The organism is Paraburkholderia sp. LEh10, assembly GCF_017814945.1.
Taxonomy (GTDB): domain Bacteria; phylum Pseudomonadota; class Gammaproteobacteria; order Burkholderiales; family Burkholderiaceae; genus Paraburkholderia.
Window position 1 is genome coordinate 18,035 of sequence record NZ_JAGIPX010000041.1, and the last position, 17,892, is coordinate 35,926.

Consider the following 17,892-nt stretch of genomic DNA (forward strand, 5'->3'; position numbering starts at 1 on the left):
AATCTCGAAAATGTGCATAGAATGCACTTAGTTGAATTAAAACGAGATTTTCGACGTGACGACGTACACGAACGTACGAGGATTGGCGCGCGGCCTGCAGGTTCTGAAGGCGCTGAACGCGATGGAAAACGGCCGCGCGACGAGCCAGCAGATCGCGGATATCACGGGCCTGCATCGCACGACGGTGCGACGTTTGCTGGAGACGTTGATGGAAGAAGGCTTCGTGCGTCGAAGCAATTCCGACGATAGCTTCCGGCTGACGCTCGCCGTGCGTACGTTGAGCGAAGGTTTTACGGATACTGAACGAATCGCAACTGTCGCGCCGCCGATCATGGGTCAACTGCTGCAACGCGTCGCTTGGCCATCGGACCTCACGACGCCCGATGGCGACGCGATGATCATCCGCGAGACCACGCATCGCTTCAGTCAGTTGTCGTTTCACCGCGCGATGGTGGGACGCCGTCTGCCGATTCTGCTGACGGCGGCGGGACGCGCGTACTTCGCGATGTGCCCCGACGAAGAACGCGAGGACATCCTCGAATTGCTACGTTCGGGCGCGGGCGGCGAGGAACAGCAGGCGCTCGCGAGCAACGATGCACTCGTGCGGCGTCTGGTCAAACGCGTGCGCGACGATGGCTTCGGTTCGAATCAGGGAGATTGGGCCGCGCAAGCGAAGATCGGCGCAGTCGCAGTGGCGATCGTCTCGCACGAGCGAGTGCTGGCGAGCCTGAATGTCGTTTTTCTGTCGCGCGCGGTGAGCCTCGCGGATGCGACGCGGCGTTATGTGCCCGAGTTGCAGAAGGCAGCAGAGGAAATGGCGGAGGCACTCGATGCCATCGAGTCAAAAGCCAGGTCCGGGGACGCTTCGTCTTCGTGACCACGAAGCCCCCTACACGACCTCACATCGCCGTCAGATGCGCAGCCGCCGACATTTTGCGCTCCACCGATCTTGCTCATAGGCGGAAGCCATATACGACTATATGATTATCAGCGCCTCAAAGACTGTTCGCCAACACGCTGGCGGTAGACGAGTTCAGGCTCTTCGCGGTAGAAGGCCGGCGCATCCCTTTCCTGTGTCCAGGTTGCGAGCTACACGCTCTTTGGCAGATCGAATTGCGTGATCAAAGTTGCCGTCTGTAGCAACATGACGATGGTCAACGCTCACTAGCCAGCTACCGTCAGCAAAGCACCAACGAATTCGACGTTCCTGCACCAGCTCAGCAAACCATCGCCAGATATCCGCATCCTCGGCATTGGCCGCGTTCGCCGCGACTTGCCGTATCTGATTTGCGCGATCCAATGCTACCTCCATCGATGAAAGCGATGAACGAGTCGTCACCGGGCGACGATCATGCAGACCGCCGAGGCCGTCGCCACGAGCTTGTCGGTTTGCCACAGTTCGCCATTGACGTTGCACACGCCGCGCCCGCGGCGCACCAGTTCCGCGCGCCCAAGCAGCCGGCCTGCCTTTGCGGGCCGAAGGAACGTGGTGTTCAGGCTGAGCGTGGCGCAGTGCTCGCCATTCGCCAGCGTCGAGGTGACGAGCGTAGCCGTGACGTCGTCGAGCATCGCGGCCAGCATGCCGCCCTGCACATGTCCCGCCGGGTTCAGAAACGCCGGCGCGCCAACGTAAGCGATTTCAAGCGCGCTATCTTCCAGCGACACATATTCACCGCCCAGCGTCGTCGTAATCGGCGGCGCTCCTGAGTTGGTGCCGTAAAGTCGCGAGCGGATCGCGTCATCGTCGATTTTCATGAGTCTCCGGATCTGCTTGTAAAGGTCGCGACGAAGCCGGCACGACCGTTGTATCTCAACCTGCTTGTCCGCCTATGCGCCTATTCGCCTCGAAATACCGGTTTGCGGTTTTCTTTCCTGGCGAGCACGGCTTCGCGCAGATCGTGCGAGGCGTCCGCCTGTGCTACGTCGCGCGCGAACTCGTCTTCGTCGAAAGTCCCGTGCGCAATCCGGTTCAGATGCTTCTTCATGCCGAGAAGCGCAAGCGGCGCCATGCAGGCCAGCTCGCCGCTCAGCCGCTCCACTTCGTCGCGCAACGCGTCGGGCGCAACGACGGTATCGAGAAAGCCGCATGCCTGCATCTGCGCGGCATCGAGCGTCGCGGCCGTGAGCAGCAGTTTTTTCGCCATGTTCAATCCGAGCCGGGAAACATAGCGCTGCAAGCCGCCGCGATAGAACAGCAGCCCAAGACGGGCGGCAGGCACGAACATCTGACTCGTTTCGACGCCGATGCGAAAATCACACGCAAGCGCGAGATCGGTCGCGCCGCCGTACACGCCGCCGTTGATCGCGGCGATCGTCACCGGACGCGCTTGCTCCAGTTCGTTCGCGAGCGCTTCGAAGCTTGCCCCCGCATTGCCGTCCGCGAGTCTGCCGATGTTGAAGCCCGCGCAGAACTGCGGACCTTCGGCGCATAGCCGCAACACGAGCACATCGCGCTGCGCATTCACATCACGAATGAAGCCGCGCAACGTAGCGAGGTCTTCGGGTTCGAGCCGGTTCGCCATCTCAGGACGGTGCAGCGTGATCGTCGCGATCGGACCGGCGACAAGAAGTTCAGGCGCGAGTCCAGGCGAACGAAAGGATTGGTCGGATTTCGCAGTCATCGTCGGCTCAGCGGAAGTGATAGATCTGCATTGTGGTCTCGCCAGCCTCGATGCGCTTGCAGATCGCCGCTTCGTCGGCCTCGCGCATCGCTGCCTTATCGATGACGTCAGCCGCACGCGCGCGCGGAACGACGACGACGCCATCACGGTCGCCGACGACCAGATCGCCGGCATGCACCGTCACGTTGCCGATCATCACCGGCTCGTTGATCCAGCCGATTGCGCCGTAATCCTTGCCCGTGCCGCGAATCGAGAGCCCGCGCGAGAACACCGGGAAGCCGATCGCTTCGAGCAAATCCGCATCGCGCACAAAGCCGTCGATCACAAGGCCCGCGAGCCCGCGCACCTTCGCGGCCGTCGTCATGACTTCGCCCCAGTACCCGTGTTCGTAGACGCCGCTCGTGTAGACCACCAGCACGTCGCCAGGCTGTGCGAGATCGAGCGCGCGATGCAGCCAGAGGTTGTCGCCGCCAGGCGAGTGCACGGTCAGCGCCGTGCCGCAGATCCTGAAGTCCGGCGCGACCGGCTTGATCGCCGCAGGCAGCGCGCCGATCTTGCCGCCCGCTTCGTGCAGCGTCGCCGCGGCCAGCTCGCGCGCCCTCTCGACCAGTCTTGCCTCGACGCGTTCTATCTTGGTGCGGATCGTCGTCTTCGAATCGTGTTCTTTCATGCCTGTTTCTCCCGCGTCTGCAACTGGTGGTACTTGAACTGTTTGCGCGCCTCATCCAGTCGCGAGCCGTCGCGGCAAGCTGCGCGTATTGCTTCTTCCGCGCGGTGAATGGCTTGCGCTGCGTCGAGCACGGCGTCTTCGTAATCCCGCGGAATCACGACCACGCCGTCCGCGTCGCCGCGCAGGATGTCGCCGGGCTGCACGCGCGCGTCGCCGATGTTGACGGGAATGTTGGTCGCTTCGACCTGCACGCGGTCCTTGCCGGTGCGCATCCAGTGATCGCGGCTGAAGACGGGATAGCCGAGCTTCAGGCACATCGACACATCGCGGCAGATCCCGTTGATCACCGTGCCGGCAAGGCCGCGTCGATGCGCGATCTCGGTCAGGATGTCGCCCCAGACGGTCGCGTCCTCGCGCCCGCCGTTGTCAAGCACGACGACGGCGCCGGGCGGCACGTCGTCGATATAGTCGCCCACCGTGCCGGGCGGATTCGCAGCCGGACCGTATTTGAGCGTCCAGGCGCGGCCCGCGAGCCGGAAGTCGGTGCTGCGCGCCTTGATTTTGTAGCACTGGCCGTTGATGCCAAGCTTGTCGAGTGCATCGGAGAGCGTGGCCGTGTCGAGCTTGCTGGCGCGCTCGACGTTGCGCTTGTCGTTCGTCGTCATGGTGTCAGTTGTATCCGTGGATTGAGAATGCGTTCAGGTGAGCATGTGTTCGTAATTGCCACCCATCACCTTGCCGACAGGCGTGCCCGAAAGAATGGCCTTTGCCATCGCGGCTTCCCTGGCGACGATCGTCTCGGCGGCTTCGAGCACGCGTTCGATGTCGCTGGCGCGAACGAAGATCACGGCACTGTTGTCGGCCACGACGTAGTCGCCCGCTTCCACCTTCACGTCGCCGATCTGCACCGCTACGTTGGTGCCCTGCTCGACGACGCGCCCGCGCGCCGTGCGTGCAGTCGTCGCGCGGCTGAATACGGGCAGTTCATAGCCGATCGCTTCGTCGATATCGCGCACGGGACCATCGGCCACCACGCCCGCGACTTCGCGCACTTTCGCGGCAAGCGAGAGCAGGCCGCCCCAGCAACCGGCTTCCACACCGCTGCGCTGCTCGACGACGATCACGTTGTCGCCATCGGCCTGTTCGATCGCGGTGCAGCCGAGATGCACGGGCGGTCCGGGCGGCGCTTCGCCCGTGCCGAGCTTGACGGTGATCGCGCGGCCCGCGACGCGGCCCGTGCCCGAGCGTTGCGGCAGTCCGCTCACGACGCCCGTCAGTTTCAGTTTGTCGAGCGCGTCCGAGACGGCGCAGCAATCGAGCCTGCGAAGGCGCTGTACGTTTTGGTCAGCCATGTTGTTTTCTTCCGTAGATGTCAATGCAGGATCAGGCCAGCGTGCGCCACGCGGCGAAGCAGAGACCCGTGCCCGTCAGCGCGGGGCTGCGGTAGCCCGGCGTATAAGAGACCCATTCGAGATCGAGGGACTTCACCGCTTCCACCGCAATGATCCAGTTGCGGATTTCCGAGCTGCCCGCCTGCAACTGCTTCGGATCGAGCGCGGCGAGCCATGTGCTGTCCTTGCGGCGGATTGCATCGATGATGCCGCTGTCGAGTTCCTCGTCCACGACGAAGTGCGAGAGCCCGCCTGATGCAAGCACGCCCACGCGCAGGTCTTCGGGGTACGCGTCGATCAGCTCGCGCAACGCGGCCCCAAGCTGGATACAACGGCGCGGCGTGGGTTGATTAGGTGGGTCGAACGTATTCACGATTACGGGGATGACGGGCAAATCGAGCCCTTGCAGATAGCGCCGATGAATGAACGAGAATGCATGGCCTTCATACTGTCCGCGTTCCAGGCCATCCATTGCCGCGATATCGAAGTCGCGCTCGCAGAGTTCGCGGATCATCCAGCGCGCCATCGTCGACCTGACGGGATAGTTCACGTCAGCATCGGGCTCCTGGCGCATCGTGCGGGCGCGCGCGTACCAGCTATCGTTCGGGCTCGTCTCGCGCTTTGCGTTGCGGATCGTCTCGCCGTAATAGATCGCGAAGGCCGGATTATTCGTCGTGCGGAACAACTCGGTCTGATCGTCGCCGACGACGATCAGCACGTCGAGCTTTGCGGCTCGAATGCGCTCGCGCAGTTCGTCCATTGCCGTCTCGGCCTGATCGAAGCGCTCGCCCATGCGCTCGGGCGTGACCATCGCTTCGGCGTCGGCGGGCGCGCGTTCCAGCAGATCGCCGTACGTGACATGATTGCCCGCCTTGTCGAAGTAATGTGGGTTCTTCGGGTCCACCGCACGGAAACCGTGCTGCCAGTCTTCGCGTTGCGACACCAGCATGATGCTGTGCGACGAGCCGAATGCGGCTACGAGGCGTGCCATTTGGCCTCCTTTCGTTGAGTGTTTTGAGCGTTCTCTTGCGTCACGTTCAGACGACGAACGCCGCGCGCCATTGTTCGATCTGTTCATCCGCGTAGCCCAGCTCACGCAGAATGGCCTGCGTGTGCTCGCCCTGCTCAGGCGCAAGTCGTGGCGATGCCTCGCGCGGATAGCGCGACAACCGGAACGGCTGACCGACGAACGCAACCTGTCCGCGTTCCGGCAAGTCGACGGGCCAGGCCATGCCGAGATGCTTGACCTGCGGGTCGTCGAACACTTCATCGATGCGGTGGATCGGTCCGCAAGGCACGCCCGCCTTGAGCAGGACGGCTGTCCATTCCTGCGTCGTGCGGGTCTTGAAGACTTCGCCGACCGCGCGATTCACCGCGTCGCGGTTCTCCACGCGGGCGGGATCGGAATCGAAACCCGGCGCGCGAGCAAGATGGTCGAGACCGAGCGCCTCGCACAGGCGCGTCCACATCGTCTGGCCGATGGCAGCGAGGTTGAGATAGCCGTCGCGGGTTGCGAATACGCCCGTCGGCACTGTCAGCGGATGCTCGTTGCCGACCTGCTGCGGCACCTTCCTGTCCACCAGCCATTGCGCGGCCTGAAAGTCGAGCATCGCGATCTGCGCTTCGAGCAGCGACGTCTGCACCCACTGTCCTTCGCCCGATGCTTCGCGTTCGAGCAGCGCCGTCAGGATCGCCATTGCGCAGAAGTGCCCCGCGCACAGGTCCGCGATCGGAATGCCGACGCGCATCGGGCCTTCGCCCGGCTTGCCCGTCACGCTCATGAGGCCGCCCATGCCTTGCGCGATCGAGTCGAAGCCGGGCCACTTCGCATAGGGGCCGTCCTGCCCGAAGCCCGAGATGCTCGCGTAGACGAGACGCGGATTGATCTCGCGCAGCGCATCGGGACTGATGCCGAGACGGTCCTTCACATCGGGCCGGAAGTTCTCGATGAACACGTCGGCGCGCCGGACCAGGTCGAACAGAATCTCGCGGCCCGCCGGGTCCTTCATGTTCAGCGTGAGGCTTTCCTTGTTGCGATGCAGGTTTTCATAATCGGCGCGATTGTGGTCGCGCCCGCCGATCATGTCGTCGCCGCCTGGCGCGCCGGACGGAATCTCAAGCTTGATCACGCGCGCGCCCATGTCGGCGAAAAGGCGCATTGCGGTTGGACCGGCGCGCACGCGCGAAGCGTCGATGATCGTGAAGCGCGACAGTGCGCCTTTGCGCGCGGCGGCGGCGGTTTGGGTATCGCTGAATGCGTCGTTCATGAGCGCGTCCTCAGGCCGGAGTGAACATGGGAACGGGATAGCCGCCGTCGCTCGGCTTGAACACGACCTGCACGCGATGGCCGATCGCAAGCATCGACGGATCGCAATCGACGAGATTGGTCAGCATCGTCACGCCTTCGTCGAGCGTCACGTAGGCGAGCGTGTAACGCGCGTCGTCCTTGCCCATTGTGCTGTACGAGTAAATTTCACCCTTGCCCGCCGATTCGATCCATGCGGTATTCGCGCTCAGGCAGTGCGGGCAGATGTCGCGAGGGTAATAGTGCGTCTCGCCGCAGTCCGCGCAGCGCTTCACGAGCAGACGCCCTTCGTTTGCCGCTGCCCAGAACGGCAGTGCTTCGGGCAGCGCACGCGGCGCGGGAATGCGGCGCGGACCGGCGGGCTTGCTTGCGACCTTGTCTGCGGCCTTGTCCATCGATGGTTTCTGATTAGTCGTACTCATCGTCATACCCGTTCCAAAATGAGCGTTGCGGCCGTATGACGCGACGCCAGCGCGCCGCCGATGCCGTTCGCAAGCGCAAGGTCGCAGTTCGGCACCTGCACGGCGGGATGCGCTTCGCCGCGCAACTGGCGCACGGCTTCGATGACTTTCGTCACGCCGCCGCGATTGGCGGGATGGTTGTTGCACAATCCGCCGCCGTCGGTGTTGAAAGGCAGCTTGCCGACGCCCGAAATCAGGCCGCCGTCCTGCACGAAGCGCCCACCCTCGCCCTTTTTGCAGAAACCGAGATCCTCCAACTGCATCAGCACGGTGATCGTGAAGCTGTCATAGAGCGACGCGTACTTGATATCGGCGGACGTGACTCCTGCCTCGGCGAACGCCGCCGCGCCCGACCACTTTGCCGCGGACCACGTCAGATCGATCTTGCCGCCAGCAGCGTGCTTCGGCGCTTCGCCGCTGCCGCGCACCTTGACGAGCGGCCGCCTGAGCGCCTTCGCAATCTCCGGACGCGCGACGATCAGCGCGCCGCCGCCGTCGCTCATCACGCAGCAATCGAGACGATGCAGCGGATCGGCGACCATCGGCGAATTCACCACGTCCTCGACGGTCACGACGTTGCGCAGCATCGCGTTCGGATTGTGCTGCGCGTGATGCGAAGCCGCGACCTTGATCCACGCGAGCTGTTCGCTCGTCGTGCCGTATTCGTGCATATGCCGTTTCGCGACCATGCCGTACAGGTTCAGCGTCGACGGACCGAATGGCAGTTCGAACTGCACGTCGGGCGCGTCGGGATCGGGCGCCTTCAGCGCGAGCGCAGCGCCCGCGGCGCGTGGACGGCCCGCCAGTGTAATCAATGCGACGTTGCAGCGGCCCGCCGCGATCGCCTCGGCCGCGTGCGCGACGTGAAGGATCGGCGCCGATCCGCCGCACTCGGTCGAATCGACATGGCGCAGCTTCAGGCCGAGATATTCGGCAATCGTCGTGTTGCCGAGACCGGGTGCATCGCCGGCGCAGAAATAACCGTCGATGTCGTCCTTCGTGAGGCCCGCGTCTTCGAGCGCGCCCTTTGCCACATCGGCGTGCAGGCGCGCCACGGACAGGTCGTCCGCCTTGCGCGTCGGATGCTCGTAGGCGCCGACGATGTACGCTTGTCCGTTCAGGCTCATGCGACCTCCCGCGCGAGACGCTGCGCTGTGAAGCGGTTAAGATGCCAGTTCGCGTCTCCATACGTTATGTTGATCGCGAACATGCGCTTGGCGTAATGGCCCGCGCGACATTCTTCCGTCATGCCCATCGCCCCGTGCAGTTGAATGGCCCATTCCCCAGCACTCTTGCACGCATCGCCGATCAAGGCCTTCGCGGCCGAAACGAAGCGGCTGCGGCGCGCCGCGTCGTTTTCGTCGACCGCCATTGCCGCTGCGCACGCCATCGACCTGCCCTGTTCGAGCGCGATCAGCATGTCGGCGACGCGGTGCTGCAACGCCTGAAACTTCGCGAGCGGCGCGCCGAATTGTGTGCGTGTCTTCAGATGCTCGGCTGTCAGTTCGAGCAGCGCCTCCAGCGCGCCGACCGATTCCGCGCACAACGCGGCGTTCGCTCGGTCGAGCGCCGCTTCGATGAGCGCGTGCGCCGCGCCCGCTTCCCCGATCAGATCCGCCTTGCTCACGGCTACATTGCTAAAGGTCACGTGCGCGGCTTCACGCGCGTCGATCGTCGCGAAGCTTCGCAACGCGATGCCTTGCGCTTTCGCATCGACGACGAAGAGCGACAGGCCATGCGCGTCGCCGCGCTCGCCCGACGTGCGCGCCGCGACTACGAACGCATCCGCAATTGCGCCATCGAACACGAGCGTCTTGGTGCCGTCGATGCGCCAGCCGTCGCCCGTTTCTTTCGCGAGCACCGCCAGTCGCGTGATGTCATAGCGTGCATTGGCTTCACCGACGGCGAACGCGAGCACCTTCTCGCCCGCTGCGGCCGCTTCGAGCCATTGCGCCTGCTGTTGCGCACTGCCCGCGGCGCCGATCAACGCGGCCGCCGGCAGGCCACTCGCAAGCCATCCCGCGCCGCCGAGCGCGCGGCCCAGTTGTTGCGCGACGAGCATCGTCTCGACCGCGCCGTAACCGCTGCCGCCCTGCTCGGGATCAATAGCGAGGCCCGTCACGCCGAGCTGGGCGAGCCCCTGGCGGCGGCGCGCGGCGAGCGCGGCGTCTTCCGCATTGCCGCGCTGATGCGCGGGATATTCGCCGTCGCAGAAGCGGCGCACCGCGTCCTGCAGCGCGACGTGATCTTCAGTGAGAGAAAAGTCCATGTTTGTCGTGTCCCCGCTTCACGCGTTGAAGAACGCGCGGCTGATCAGGTTGCGTTGCACTTCGTTGGTGCCGCCGTAGATCGACAGCTTGCGTGCGTCGAAGTAATTGGCCGCGACGGCGACAAGCTCCTCGGGGCTCGGCGGTTCGTGGCCCGCCTGGTCGAGCAGCGCGGCTTCGTCGAAAGGAATGCCGTCTGGGCCGGCGACTTCCGCGAGCAGTGCGTAGATCGCCTGACGCAGTTCCGTGCCGCGCACCTTCAGCATCGAAGCCTCGACGGCGGGCACGCGGCTCTGCTGGTTCGCGCTCAGCATGCGCAAGCCGGTGAATTCGAGCGCCATCAGCTCGACGTCGAAGCGACTCACGCGCGCTTCGAAAAGTGGATCGCCCGTAAGTCCCTGCTGCTTGCCGAGCGCCTTGACGCGCGCAAGCTGCTGCTTGCACGAGCCGATTCCAGCAATGCCGGTGCGCTCGTGGCCGAGCAGATACTTGCCGTACGACCAGCCCTTGTTCATTTCGCCGACGAGGTTCTCGACAGGCACGCGCACGTTGTCGAGATAGACCTCGTTGAGATCGGTGCCGCCTTCGAGCATGCGGATCGGACGCAGCTCGACGCCCGGCGACTTCATGTCGATGAGCAGGAACGAGATGCTTTCCTGCGGCTTCGCGTTCGGATCGGTGCGCACGAGCGCGAACATCATCTCGCACCAGTGCGCGTATGACGTCCACACCTTGTGACCGTTCACGACGAAATGGTCGCCGTCGCGAACGGCGGTGGTCCGCACGCTGGCGAGGTCCGAACCCGCGCCTGGCTCCGAGAAGCCCTGTGCCCACCAGGTTTCGCTGCGACGGATCGCGGGCAGGTAGCGCTCCTTCTGTTCGGGCGTGCCGAACGCGTGGAGCACGGGACCGAGCATGTTGATGCCGCTCGCGATGATGCGCGGCGCGCCACCGACCAGCGTTTCTTCATCGAAGATGTAGCGCTGCAGCGGCGTCCAGCCCGGGCCGCCCGCCTCTTTCGGCCAGGACGGCGTGATCCAGCCGCGCTCGTAGAGCCGCGTGTACCACTCGACATAGTCGGCCCGTTCGAGTCGCAGGCCGAGTTCGGCTTTGCGCTTGAGTTTCGGTGACAGGTTCTGCTTGACGAACTGGCGCACCTCGGCGCGAAACGCCTCGTCTTCTGCGGAGAATTCCAGTCTCATTGATTTCTTATCCCTGTTATCAGTGGGCGCCATCGCGTGCGCCGCACACGACGAGTGCATCGAGCGCGAGCACGCGATCGGGGTAGGCCACGAGCGGGTTCACGTCGATTTCGGTGATCTGCGGATTCGCGCGCATTTGCGCGCCGATCGCTGCGACGGCCTTCGCGATAGCGGCCACGTCGACGCCCGCCGCGCCGCGCACGCCGTCGAGCAGCGCCGCAGCCTTCAGACGGCGCAGCTCGGTCACGATGTCAGCTTCGGCCATGTCGGCGGGAATCAGTCGCACATCCTTCAGCGCCTCGATCCAGATGCCGCCGAGACCGACCAGTACCACAGGGCCCCACTCCGCGTCGCGCTTCGCGCCGACCACGAGTTCGAGGCCGCGCGGTCCCATCGCCTCCACGAGCGTGCCGTCGAGCTGCAGCTCTGGGCGATGCAGCACCACGTTCGCATGCAGCGTGGCCCATCCGTTACGCAGCGCGTTCGCGTCTGCGAGTCCGACCACCACGCCGCCCACGTCGCTCTTGTGCGGCAACTCGCTCGCCTGCGCCTTGAGCACGATCGGGTAGCCGATTTCATCAGCGATCCTGAGCGCTTCGTCGAGCGTTCTGGCAAGACGCCCCGGCGGGACCGGCAGGCCCGCCGCGGCGAGCCACTGCTTGCCCTGATACTCGGCGAAGATGCCATTGGCCGGAACCGGGCTGGGCAATGCAATCGCCTCTGGCTGCACGGTCGATGCACGCGCGGCGCGCTGCAACGATTCACCATAGGCGGCAACACGCGCACAGGCACGCAGCGCGCGATCCGGTGAGCGGAAGAACGGCACACCGCTCGCGGCAATCGCTTCGACGAAGAATGGTTCGAGCGGGTTGTCGTCGCCCATCACCGCGAGCACGGCAGGTTTGGTCGCGCGGGCGAGCGCAGGCACGAGATGGTCGGCCTTGTCGCGCTGCGCGATCGGCGGGCCGCCCATGATCGAGAGCACGAGACTGCCGATGTTCGGGTCCGCAAGCACGGTGTCGATCAGCTCGCCGATCAGGCCCGGATTGCGCACGCCGATCGTCGTGTAGTCGAGCGGATTGTCGGCGACCGCGAAGTCGGGCAGCAGGCCGGTCAGCTTCTGGAGCGTCGGCGCCGTCAGCGGCGGCAGGTTCAGGCCGATGTCGTCGGCGAAGTCGAGCGTAATGTTCTTCACCGCGCCCGATGCCGTCATCACCGCCGTGCCCGCTGCGGGCGGCACCGGGAAGCGCGCGAGGATCGTCGTGGTGTCGAACAGCTCGTCGAGCGAGTCGACCACTACCACGCCTTCGCGTGCGAGCAGCACGCTCGCGGTCGCGTGGTCGCCCGCCAGCGCGCCCGTATGCGACTGCGCCGCTTCGCGAGCCCGCGCACTCTTGCCCGGCATCAGCATCACGATCGGCTTGCCGGCCGCGCGGGCTTCGCGCGCCAGCGCAAGGAAAGTCTGGGGACGGCGCACCTGTTCGGCGTAGACGGCGATTGCGCTCGTCTGCGGGTCGGCGATGAACCACGCCAGATAGTCCTCGATGCCGAGGACGGCTTCGTTGCCGGTCGAAACGGCGGACGTGATTGGCTGTCCGCGGCCCATGAAAGCGTCGCGCAGATTCGCGGCCATCGCGCCGCTTTGCGCGACCACGCCGACGCCCTTGCGTCCCGCGCACGGATACGGCGCGAGCGCCTCGAAGGTGACGGGCACGCCGGCCTCGAAGTTCGTGAATCCCATGCAGTTCGGGCCGATGAGCGCCATGCCCGAGGTGTTCGCGGCTTCCGTCAGCACTTGCTGCTTCGCGCGGCCCGCCTCGCCCGCTTCCGCATAGCCCGACGCGAAGATCACCGCCGCGCCGGTGCGCCGCGCGCCCAGCGTGCGCACGGCGTCGAGTACGCCCGCTTCGGGAATCGCGAGTACCGCGAGATCGACGCCTTCGGGCAGCGCATCGACGCTTTCCACGCACGGGCGACCGTTGATTTCCCGGCTGCTGCGTGACACGAGATGGATCTCGCCCGCATAGCCGAAGCGCTCCAGGTTTTGCAGCACGAAATTGCCGAACGCGCGGGGGTCGGCGGAAGCGCCGACGATCGCAATCGAACGCGGCTTGAGCACGCGTTCGACGGGCAATACGCCAGCCGCATCGGGGAGTGACTTACTCATCAGGTCATGCCTCTTTCTTGATTGAGAGCCCGGACTTCACGACCGGGATCGGGTCGGATGTGAATCATTCTGGCATACCAGAAGCACCATCTCAATACACCAGAGACACTTTTATTAGCCTGGCGTTTTCCCCTAGTCACGCGTGAACACGCCTTCGCGCGCCAGTTATCTGATTGATTTCGAAAGACTTCTCAGATTCGCGAGTCCGCATCACGCCAGGAGCACACAGGCATAAGGCAAATACCATGTTGAATACCACAAAGCCACATTGGTATATTTCAAGCCGTCTAAACACCCTTCGTCGCCGCCATGAAATCTGTAGACGTGTCCGTCGAGCGTGAAAGCGCAGCGTCCGGCCAGCCCGCAGCCGCGCCGCGCATGCGGCCCAGTCTCGCGAACGACATTCGCGCGGCGCTCCAGGCCGAAATCGAGACGGGCGAGCTCGCGCCGGGCGTGCCGATCGACGAGCGCGCACTCGCGGCGCGCTTCAACGTGTCGCGCACGCCGGTGCGAGAGGCGCTTCAACACCTCGCCGCACGCGATCTGATCGTGATCTCGCCGCGCCAGGGCATGACGGTGGCGCGGCTGTCGATTGCCAAGGTCCGCTCGATGCTCGAGTACATCGGCGAACTGGAAGCGCTGTGCGCGCGCTTCTGCGCGCGGCGCGCCAGCGACACGCTGCGCGAAGCGCTCGACCGCGCGCTGATGGCCTGCCAGCAGGCCGCGGTCGAAGGCGATACGAGCGAGTACGCGCGCGCCAACGTGGTGTTCCACGACACGATCTACGAAGGCAGCCGCAACGAGTGCCTTGCCGAGCAGATCCGCGCGGCGCGCCGCCAGTCCGCGCGCTATCGCGTGGCCGACCTGCGCAACCGCAGCCAGATCAGCCGTTCGCTGCAGGAGCACTTCGAGATCGCCCGCGCGATCCAGTCCGGCGACGAAGCGAAAGCCGCCGACGCGATGCGGCGCCATGTGCCCGCCGGCACGACCGGCTTCTCCGAATTCCTCGCGGCGGTGCCGCGCCACTTTTTCGATTTCGGCGCGGACTGAGCATCCGCGCTGTCCGCAACCCGCCCTTATGGAGGAAACATGCCCCGCTCCATTGACGTTCCCGGTCTCACGCACAACGCCCCCATTCCCGTCGGCGCGCGCGTGGCCAACGTGCTGTGCTCGTCGGCGATCGCCGGCAAGGACCCCTTGACGGGCCAGCTTGCCCCTGATCCGGCCGGTCAGGCGCGGCTCGCGTTCGACAACCTCAGGCGCTTTCTCGATGCGGGCGGCGCGACGCTCGCGGACGTAGTGAAGCTCACGGTCTACGTGAAAGACGACGCGGTGCGCGAGCACATCAACGAGCACTGGCTCGCGCTCTGGCCCGACCCGGCGCAGCGGCCCGCGCGCCACATCGTCGTGCACGACCTGCAGCACGGCATGGCGCTGCAACTCGAAACCCTCGCCGTGACGTCCTGAACGCTCGGCTCATTCCTTCAACGCAACGCATTCCTTCATTGAAAAAGGTCCCAACGTGATCATCGATTCCCACGCCCACGTCGTCATGCCGCCCGAGAGCTTCCGCTATATGGCGGAGCTGATCGGCGGACGCGCCAATCCGTCGACGAACCCCAAGGTGCCGGACGCCTCGGTACGCAAGGTGGCCGAAGAACTCGTGCGCGGCATGGACGCCGTCGGCACCGATGTGCAGTTCATCTCGCCGCGCCCGTATTTGCAGATGCATTCGGTCAAGCCAGCACGCGTCACCGAGCTCTGGTCGCGCCACTGCAATGACCTGGTCGCGCGCTTCGTCGAGATGTTCCCGGACCGCTTTCGCGGCGTTGCGGGCCTGCCGCAGTTCATGAACGAATCGCCGGCCGTGCGCGCCGTGGCAGAACTGAAGCGCTGCGTGAACGAACTGGGCTTCGTCGGCTGCCTGCTGAATCCGGACCCTACGGAATCCGAAGGCCCGACGCCGCCGGGGCTCGGCGATCCGTTCTGGTATCCGCTCTATGACGCGATGACCGCGCTCGACGTCCCCGCGCTGATTCACTCGGCGGGCAGTTGCAGCCCGCGCGAGTCGTACACGCTGAAGTTCATCAACGAGGAAAACATCGCCGTCATTTCGCTGCTCGAATCGGACGTATTTCAGAAGTATCCAAACCTGAAGATCGTCGTCGGTCATGGCGGGGGCGCGATTCCGTACCAGATGGGGCGCTTCCGCTCGTGGGCGGTGCGCCGCAACCATCCGCAGAGCTTCGACGAACAGTTGCGCAAGCTCTACTTCGATACCTGCAACTACTCGAAGGAATCGATCGAACTGCTGCTCAAGGTCGCGGGCACCGACAACGTGCTGTTCGGCACCGAAAAGCCGGGCACGGGCAGCGCGCGCGATCCGATCTCGGGGCGCGACTACGACGACATGAAGCCGGTGATCGACAGCATCGAGTGGCTCACCGACGAGCAGCGCAGGAACGTGTTCGAGTGCAACTGCGCGCGCGTCTATCCACGCGCATTCCGCCATTACCAGGAGGCCTGAGCATGGCCATGACGGTCGAAGAAAACGAACTGCTCACGCGCGTCGAAAACGGCGCGCCGATGGGCGAGATGATCCGCCAGCATTACTGGATTCCCGCCGTGCCGTCGGCTAAGCTCGAAGCCGATGGCGCACCCGTGTTCGTGCGCCTGTTCGGCTCGAACTACGTGGCGTTTCGCACGACGGACGGCCGCGCCGGACTGATCGACGAGCGTTGCCCGCATCGCAAGACCTCAATGATGATGGCGCGCAACGAGCACAATGGCCTGCGCTGCATCTTCCACGGCTGGAAGGTGGATGCCGAAGGTAAGGTCGTCGAGGCGCCGAACCAGGTAGGCGACCAGGCGCAGTTCTGCAAGCGCGTGAAGACGAGCGAGTATGGCGTCGAGGAACGCGGCGGCATCGTCTGGGTATGGCTCGGCAAGGGTGACGCGCCGCCGCGCTTCCCCGACTTGCCGTTCACGAACCTGCCCGACGACCAGCGCTCGGTCACAAGCGTCGAAGTGCCGACCAACTGGGTGCAGGGCGTGGAGGCGTCGATGGATTCGTCGCACGTGGGCGTGCTGCACGAATCGACTACGCAGATCACGGCGGGCGGCGGCAACGAGCGCATGCACATGACGAAGGCGCTCGCGCCGCGTCTCGAGTTCGAAGACAGGCCGTATGGCTATCGCTATGCCGCGCTGCGCGACCTGCCCGGCGACAAGATCTATGCACGCGTGAACAACTTCGTGATGCCGTGGTACGGCATCATCTGCGCGCCGGATGCGAACGGCCCGAGCACGGTGTTCTTCTCGACACCCGTCGACGACGTCACGCATCGCGCGTGGTTCGTGCATTTCAACCCGTCGCGCAAGCTTGGCATGACGGTGATGTCGGCGACGCCCGACGTGTGGAATTTTCCGCCGCTGCCACCCGGCACGCGCGAGAACGGCTTCGGCCAGAACCGCGACCTGATGAAGCGCGGTCACGCGACAGGCTTCCACCAGCACCTCGGCACCGAAGACTTCGCGATGTTCCTCGGCCAAGGGCCGATTGCCGACCGCACGACGGAGCAGCTCTGTTCCGCCGACGGCGCCGTGCTGCGCGTGCGCGCGCTGCTGCTCAAGTCGGCGCGCGAGTTCATGGCCGGCAAGACGCCGACGCTCGCCGACAACCCTGAACTCGACTATTCGCGCGCAATCTCGATCGGCGGCGTGCTGCCGCAGGGTGCGAACTGGCGCGCGCTGACCGAAACCGAGTAACCGGAAATGACTTCGATGCTTGCCCCTTCGTTGCTTGCCCCTTCGCTGCTCACGCTGCGCATCGCCGCGATCGACGCGCCGACTTCGCAAATCAAGACGTTCACGCTGGAGGCCGCGGACGGCGCGCTGCTGCCAGGCTTCGAGCCGGGCGCGCACCTGCAGGTGGAAATCCCGTCGTCGGCGACGGGTGGCGCGCCGCAGTGGCGTTCGTACTCGCTGATCCACCTGGACGTGAGCGCCGATCCGCGCGACGGCGTGCGCGCGTACCGGCTCGCCGTGCGGCGCGAAGACGAAGGACGCGGCGGCTCGCGCCACATGCACGCGCTCGAAGTGGGCGCGATGCTCAACGTGCGCACGCCCGTCAATCACTTCCCGCTCGCCGCGCCGCCGCGCGTGCTGCTGATCGCGGGCGGCATCGGCATCACGCCGATCGTCTCGATGGCGACGGCGCTCGCCGCGCAGCATCGCGAGTACGAACTGCATTTCAGCGGACGCACGCGCGACGCGCTGCCGTTCGTCGACGAACTGCGCGCGCTCGCGGGCAAACGGCTCGTGCTGCACGCCGACGACGATCCCGCCACGCGTCTATCGGTCGATGCCCTGCTGGAAGGCGCACAACTGAACCAGCCGATCTATGTGTGCGGCCCGGCGGGCATGATCGACGCGGTGCTCGCCGCTGCACGCAAGCGCGGCTGGCACGAATGCGATCTCCACTACGAGCTGTTCAGCGAAGCTGCGCCGCAGGAAGGCGACACCGCCTTCGAAGTCGAATTGCGCTCGTCGGGCCAGCGGCTCACCGTGCCCGCCGACAGGTCGCTGCTCGACACCCTCATCGAAAACGGCGCCGATGTCATGTACGACTGCCGCGCCGGCTACTGCGGCCTGTGCTCGACACGCGTATGCAGCGGCGACATCGAGCACCGCGATTCGTATCTGTCCGACGCCGACAAGGCGAGCGGCAAAGTCATGCAGGTCTGCGTCTCGCGCTGCACGAGCGGCCGCCTCGTGCTCGACCTCTAACACCCTCAACGGAATTCAGA

The 17,892-nt window shown here is 65.1% G+C and carries 18 protein-coding genes; 6 read left to right on the plus strand and 12 right to left on the minus strand.

Features of this window, described 5'->3' with window-relative positions:
* Positions 1-55: 55 nt before the first annotated feature.
* Entirely contained in the window at positions 56-877 is an 822-nt protein-coding gene (locus J8I87_RS28435) for a DNA-binding transcriptional regulator (RefSeq protein ID WP_209935436.1), read from the plus strand.
* Positions 878-1,335: 458 nt separating this feature from the next.
* On the opposite strand, the gene J8I87_RS28440 is transcribed toward J8I87_RS28435, so the two are convergent.
* From J8I87_RS28440 to J8I87_RS28495, 12 genes are all read right to left on the minus strand, one after another.
* Positions 1,336-1,755 (minus strand): PaaI family thioesterase, encoded by a 420-nt coding sequence (locus tag J8I87_RS28440; protein ID WP_209935437.1) that lies wholly within the window; start codon positions 1,753-1,755, stop codon positions 1,336-1,338.
* A gap of 80 nt (positions 1,756-1,835) precedes the next feature.
* Positions 1,836-2,621: an enoyl-CoA hydratase/isomerase family protein gene (locus J8I87_RS28445; RefSeq protein ID WP_209935439.1), complete on the minus strand. Its 786-nt coding sequence runs from the start codon at positions 2,619-2,621 to the stop codon at positions 1,836-1,838.
* 7 nt (positions 2,622-2,628) lie between these two features.
* Positions 2,629-3,291 carry a 4-carboxy-4-hydroxy-2-oxoadipate aldolase/oxaloacetate decarboxylase gene (locus J8I87_RS28450; protein WP_209935440.1) on the minus strand — a complete coding sequence of 221 codons (663 nt, stop codon included), beginning with the start codon at positions 3,289-3,291 and terminating at the stop codon, positions 2,629-2,631.
* Positions 3,288-3,956, minus strand: a complete 669-nt coding sequence (locus J8I87_RS28455; protein ID WP_209935441.1) for an RraA family protein — start codon at positions 3,954-3,956, stop codon at positions 3,288-3,290. Before J8I87_RS28455 ends, J8I87_RS28450 begins: the two co-directional genes overlap by 4 nt.
* Positions 3,957-3,989: 33 nt before the next feature.
* Positions 3,990-4,643: an RraA family protein gene (locus J8I87_RS28460; protein ID WP_209935442.1), complete on the minus strand. Its 654-nt coding sequence runs from the start codon at positions 4,641-4,643 to the stop codon at positions 3,990-3,992.
* Between the two features lie 31 nt (positions 4,644-4,674).
* Positions 4,675-5,673 (minus strand): protocatechuate 3,4-dioxygenase, encoded by a 999-nt coding sequence (locus J8I87_RS28465; protein WP_209935443.1) that lies wholly within the window; start codon positions 5,671-5,673, stop codon positions 4,675-4,677.
* Positions 5,674-5,719: 46 nt separating this feature from the next.
* A complete protein-coding gene (locus tag J8I87_RS28470) occupies positions 5,720-6,949 on the minus strand; it encodes a CaiB/BaiF CoA transferase family protein (protein WP_209935445.1) in 1,230 nt (409 codons plus the stop codon).
* 10 nt (positions 6,950-6,959) lie between these two features.
* Positions 6,960-7,409, minus strand: coding sequence for a Zn-ribbon domain-containing OB-fold protein (locus J8I87_RS28475; RefSeq protein ID WP_245254220.1), 450 nt, complete (start codon positions 7,407-7,409; stop codon positions 6,960-6,962).
* Between the two features lie 2 nt (positions 7,410-7,411).
* Positions 7,412-8,575 carry a thiolase domain-containing protein gene (locus tag J8I87_RS28480; protein WP_209935446.1) on the minus strand — a complete coding sequence of 388 codons (1,164 nt, stop codon included), beginning with the start codon at positions 8,573-8,575 and terminating at the stop codon, positions 7,412-7,414.
* Positions 8,572-9,717 (minus strand): acyl-CoA dehydrogenase family protein, encoded by a 1,146-nt coding sequence (locus J8I87_RS28485; protein WP_209935447.1) that lies wholly within the window; start codon positions 9,715-9,717, stop codon positions 8,572-8,574. The genes J8I87_RS28480 and J8I87_RS28485 overlap by 4 nt, the downstream gene beginning before the upstream one ends.
* Positions 9,718-9,735: 18 nt before the next feature.
* Entirely contained in the window at positions 9,736-10,917 is a 1,182-nt protein-coding gene (locus J8I87_RS28490; RefSeq protein ID WP_209935448.1) for an acyl-CoA dehydrogenase family protein, read from the minus strand.
* 19 nt (positions 10,918-10,936) lie between these two features.
* Positions 10,937-13,084, minus strand: a complete 2,148-nt coding sequence (locus tag J8I87_RS28495; RefSeq protein WP_209935449.1) for an acetate--CoA ligase family protein — start codon at positions 13,082-13,084, stop codon at positions 10,937-10,939.
* 309 nt (positions 13,085-13,393) lie between these two features.
* Here J8I87_RS28495 and J8I87_RS28500 point away from each other — a divergent pair, with 309 nt between their 5' ends.
* Genes J8I87_RS28500 through J8I87_RS28520 form a run of 5 tightly spaced genes read left to right on the plus strand, consistent with a single transcriptional unit; the run spans position 13,394 to position 17,872 of the window.
* Entirely contained in the window at positions 13,394-14,134 is a 741-nt protein-coding gene (locus tag J8I87_RS28500; protein ID WP_209935451.1) for a GntR family transcriptional regulator, read from the plus strand.
* A gap of 39 nt (positions 14,135-14,173) precedes the next feature.
* Complete coding sequence (locus J8I87_RS28505) at positions 14,174-14,551, plus strand: RidA family protein (RefSeq protein ID WP_209935452.1); 378 nt, start codon at positions 14,174-14,176, stop codon at positions 14,549-14,551.
* A 55-nt stretch (positions 14,552-14,606) separates the two neighbouring features.
* Positions 14,607-15,611, plus strand: coding sequence for an amidohydrolase family protein (locus J8I87_RS28510; protein WP_209935453.1), 1,005 nt, complete (start codon positions 14,607-14,609; stop codon positions 15,609-15,611).
* A gap of 2 nt (positions 15,612-15,613) precedes the next feature.
* A complete protein-coding gene (locus J8I87_RS28515) occupies positions 15,614-16,852 on the plus strand; it encodes a Rieske 2Fe-2S domain-containing protein (RefSeq protein WP_209935454.1) in 1,239 nt (412 codons plus the stop codon).
* A 6-nt stretch (positions 16,853-16,858) separates the two neighbouring features.
* Complete coding sequence (locus J8I87_RS28520; protein ID WP_245254221.1) at positions 16,859-17,872, plus strand: PDR/VanB family oxidoreductase; 1,014 nt, start codon at positions 16,859-16,861, stop codon at positions 17,870-17,872.
* Positions 17,873-17,892 lie beyond the last annotated feature (20 nt).

Bases quoted from the DNA above. Each gene is read 5' to 3' on its own strand.
- J8I87_RS28440 (WP_209935437.1), bottom strand. From the start codon at position 1,755: ATGAAAATCGACGATGACGCGATCCGCTCGCGACTTTACGGCACCAAC.
- J8I87_RS28445 (WP_209935439.1), bottom strand. From the start codon at position 2,621: ATGACTGCGAAATCCGACCAATCCTTTCGTTCGCCTGGACTCGCGCCT.
- J8I87_RS28450 (WP_209935440.1), bottom strand. From the start codon at position 3,291: ATGAAAGAACACGATTCGAAGACGACGATCCGCACCAAGATAGAACGC.
- J8I87_RS28455 (WP_209935441.1), bottom strand. From the start codon at position 3,956: ATGACGACGAACGACAAGCGCAACGTCGAGCGCGCCAGCAAGCTCGAC.
- J8I87_RS28460 (WP_209935442.1), bottom strand. From the start codon at position 4,643: ATGGCTGACCAAAACGTACAGCGCCTTCGCAGGCTCGATTGCTGCGCC.
- J8I87_RS28465 (WP_209935443.1), bottom strand. From the start codon at position 5,673: ATGGCACGCCTCGTAGCCGCATTCGGCTCGTCGCACAGCATCATGCTG.
- J8I87_RS28470 (WP_209935445.1), bottom strand. From the start codon at position 6,949: ATGAACGACGCATTCAGCGATACCCAAACCGCCGCCGCCGCGCGCAAA.
- J8I87_RS28475 (WP_245254220.1), bottom strand. From the start codon at position 7,409: ATGAGTACGACTAATCAGAAACCATCGATGGACAAGGCCGCAGACAAG.
- J8I87_RS28480 (WP_209935446.1), bottom strand. From the start codon at position 8,575: ATGAGCCTGAACGGACAAGCGTACATCGTCGGCGCCTACGAGCATCCG.
- J8I87_RS28485 (WP_209935447.1), bottom strand. From the start codon at position 9,717: ATGGACTTTTCTCTCACTGAAGATCACGTCGCGCTGCAGGACGCGGTG.
- J8I87_RS28490 (WP_209935448.1), bottom strand. From the start codon at position 10,917: ATGAGACTGGAATTCTCCGCAGAAGACGAGGCGTTTCGCGCCGAGGTG.
- J8I87_RS28495 (WP_209935449.1), bottom strand. From the start codon at position 13,084: ATGAGTAAGTCACTCCCCGATGCGGCTGGCGTATTGCCCGTCGAACGC.
- J8I87_RS28500 (WP_209935451.1), top strand. From the start codon at position 13,394: ATGAAATCTGTAGACGTGTCCGTCGAGCGTGAAAGCGCAGCGTCCGGC.
- J8I87_RS28505 (WP_209935452.1), top strand. From the start codon at position 14,174: ATGCCCCGCTCCATTGACGTTCCCGGTCTCACGCACAACGCCCCCATT.
- J8I87_RS28515 (WP_209935454.1), top strand. From the start codon at position 15,614: ATGGCCATGACGGTCGAAGAAAACGAACTGCTCACGCGCGTCGAAAAC.
- J8I87_RS28520 (WP_245254221.1), top strand. From the start codon at position 16,859: ATGACTTCGATGCTTGCCCCTTCGTTGCTTGCCCCTTCGCTGCTCACG.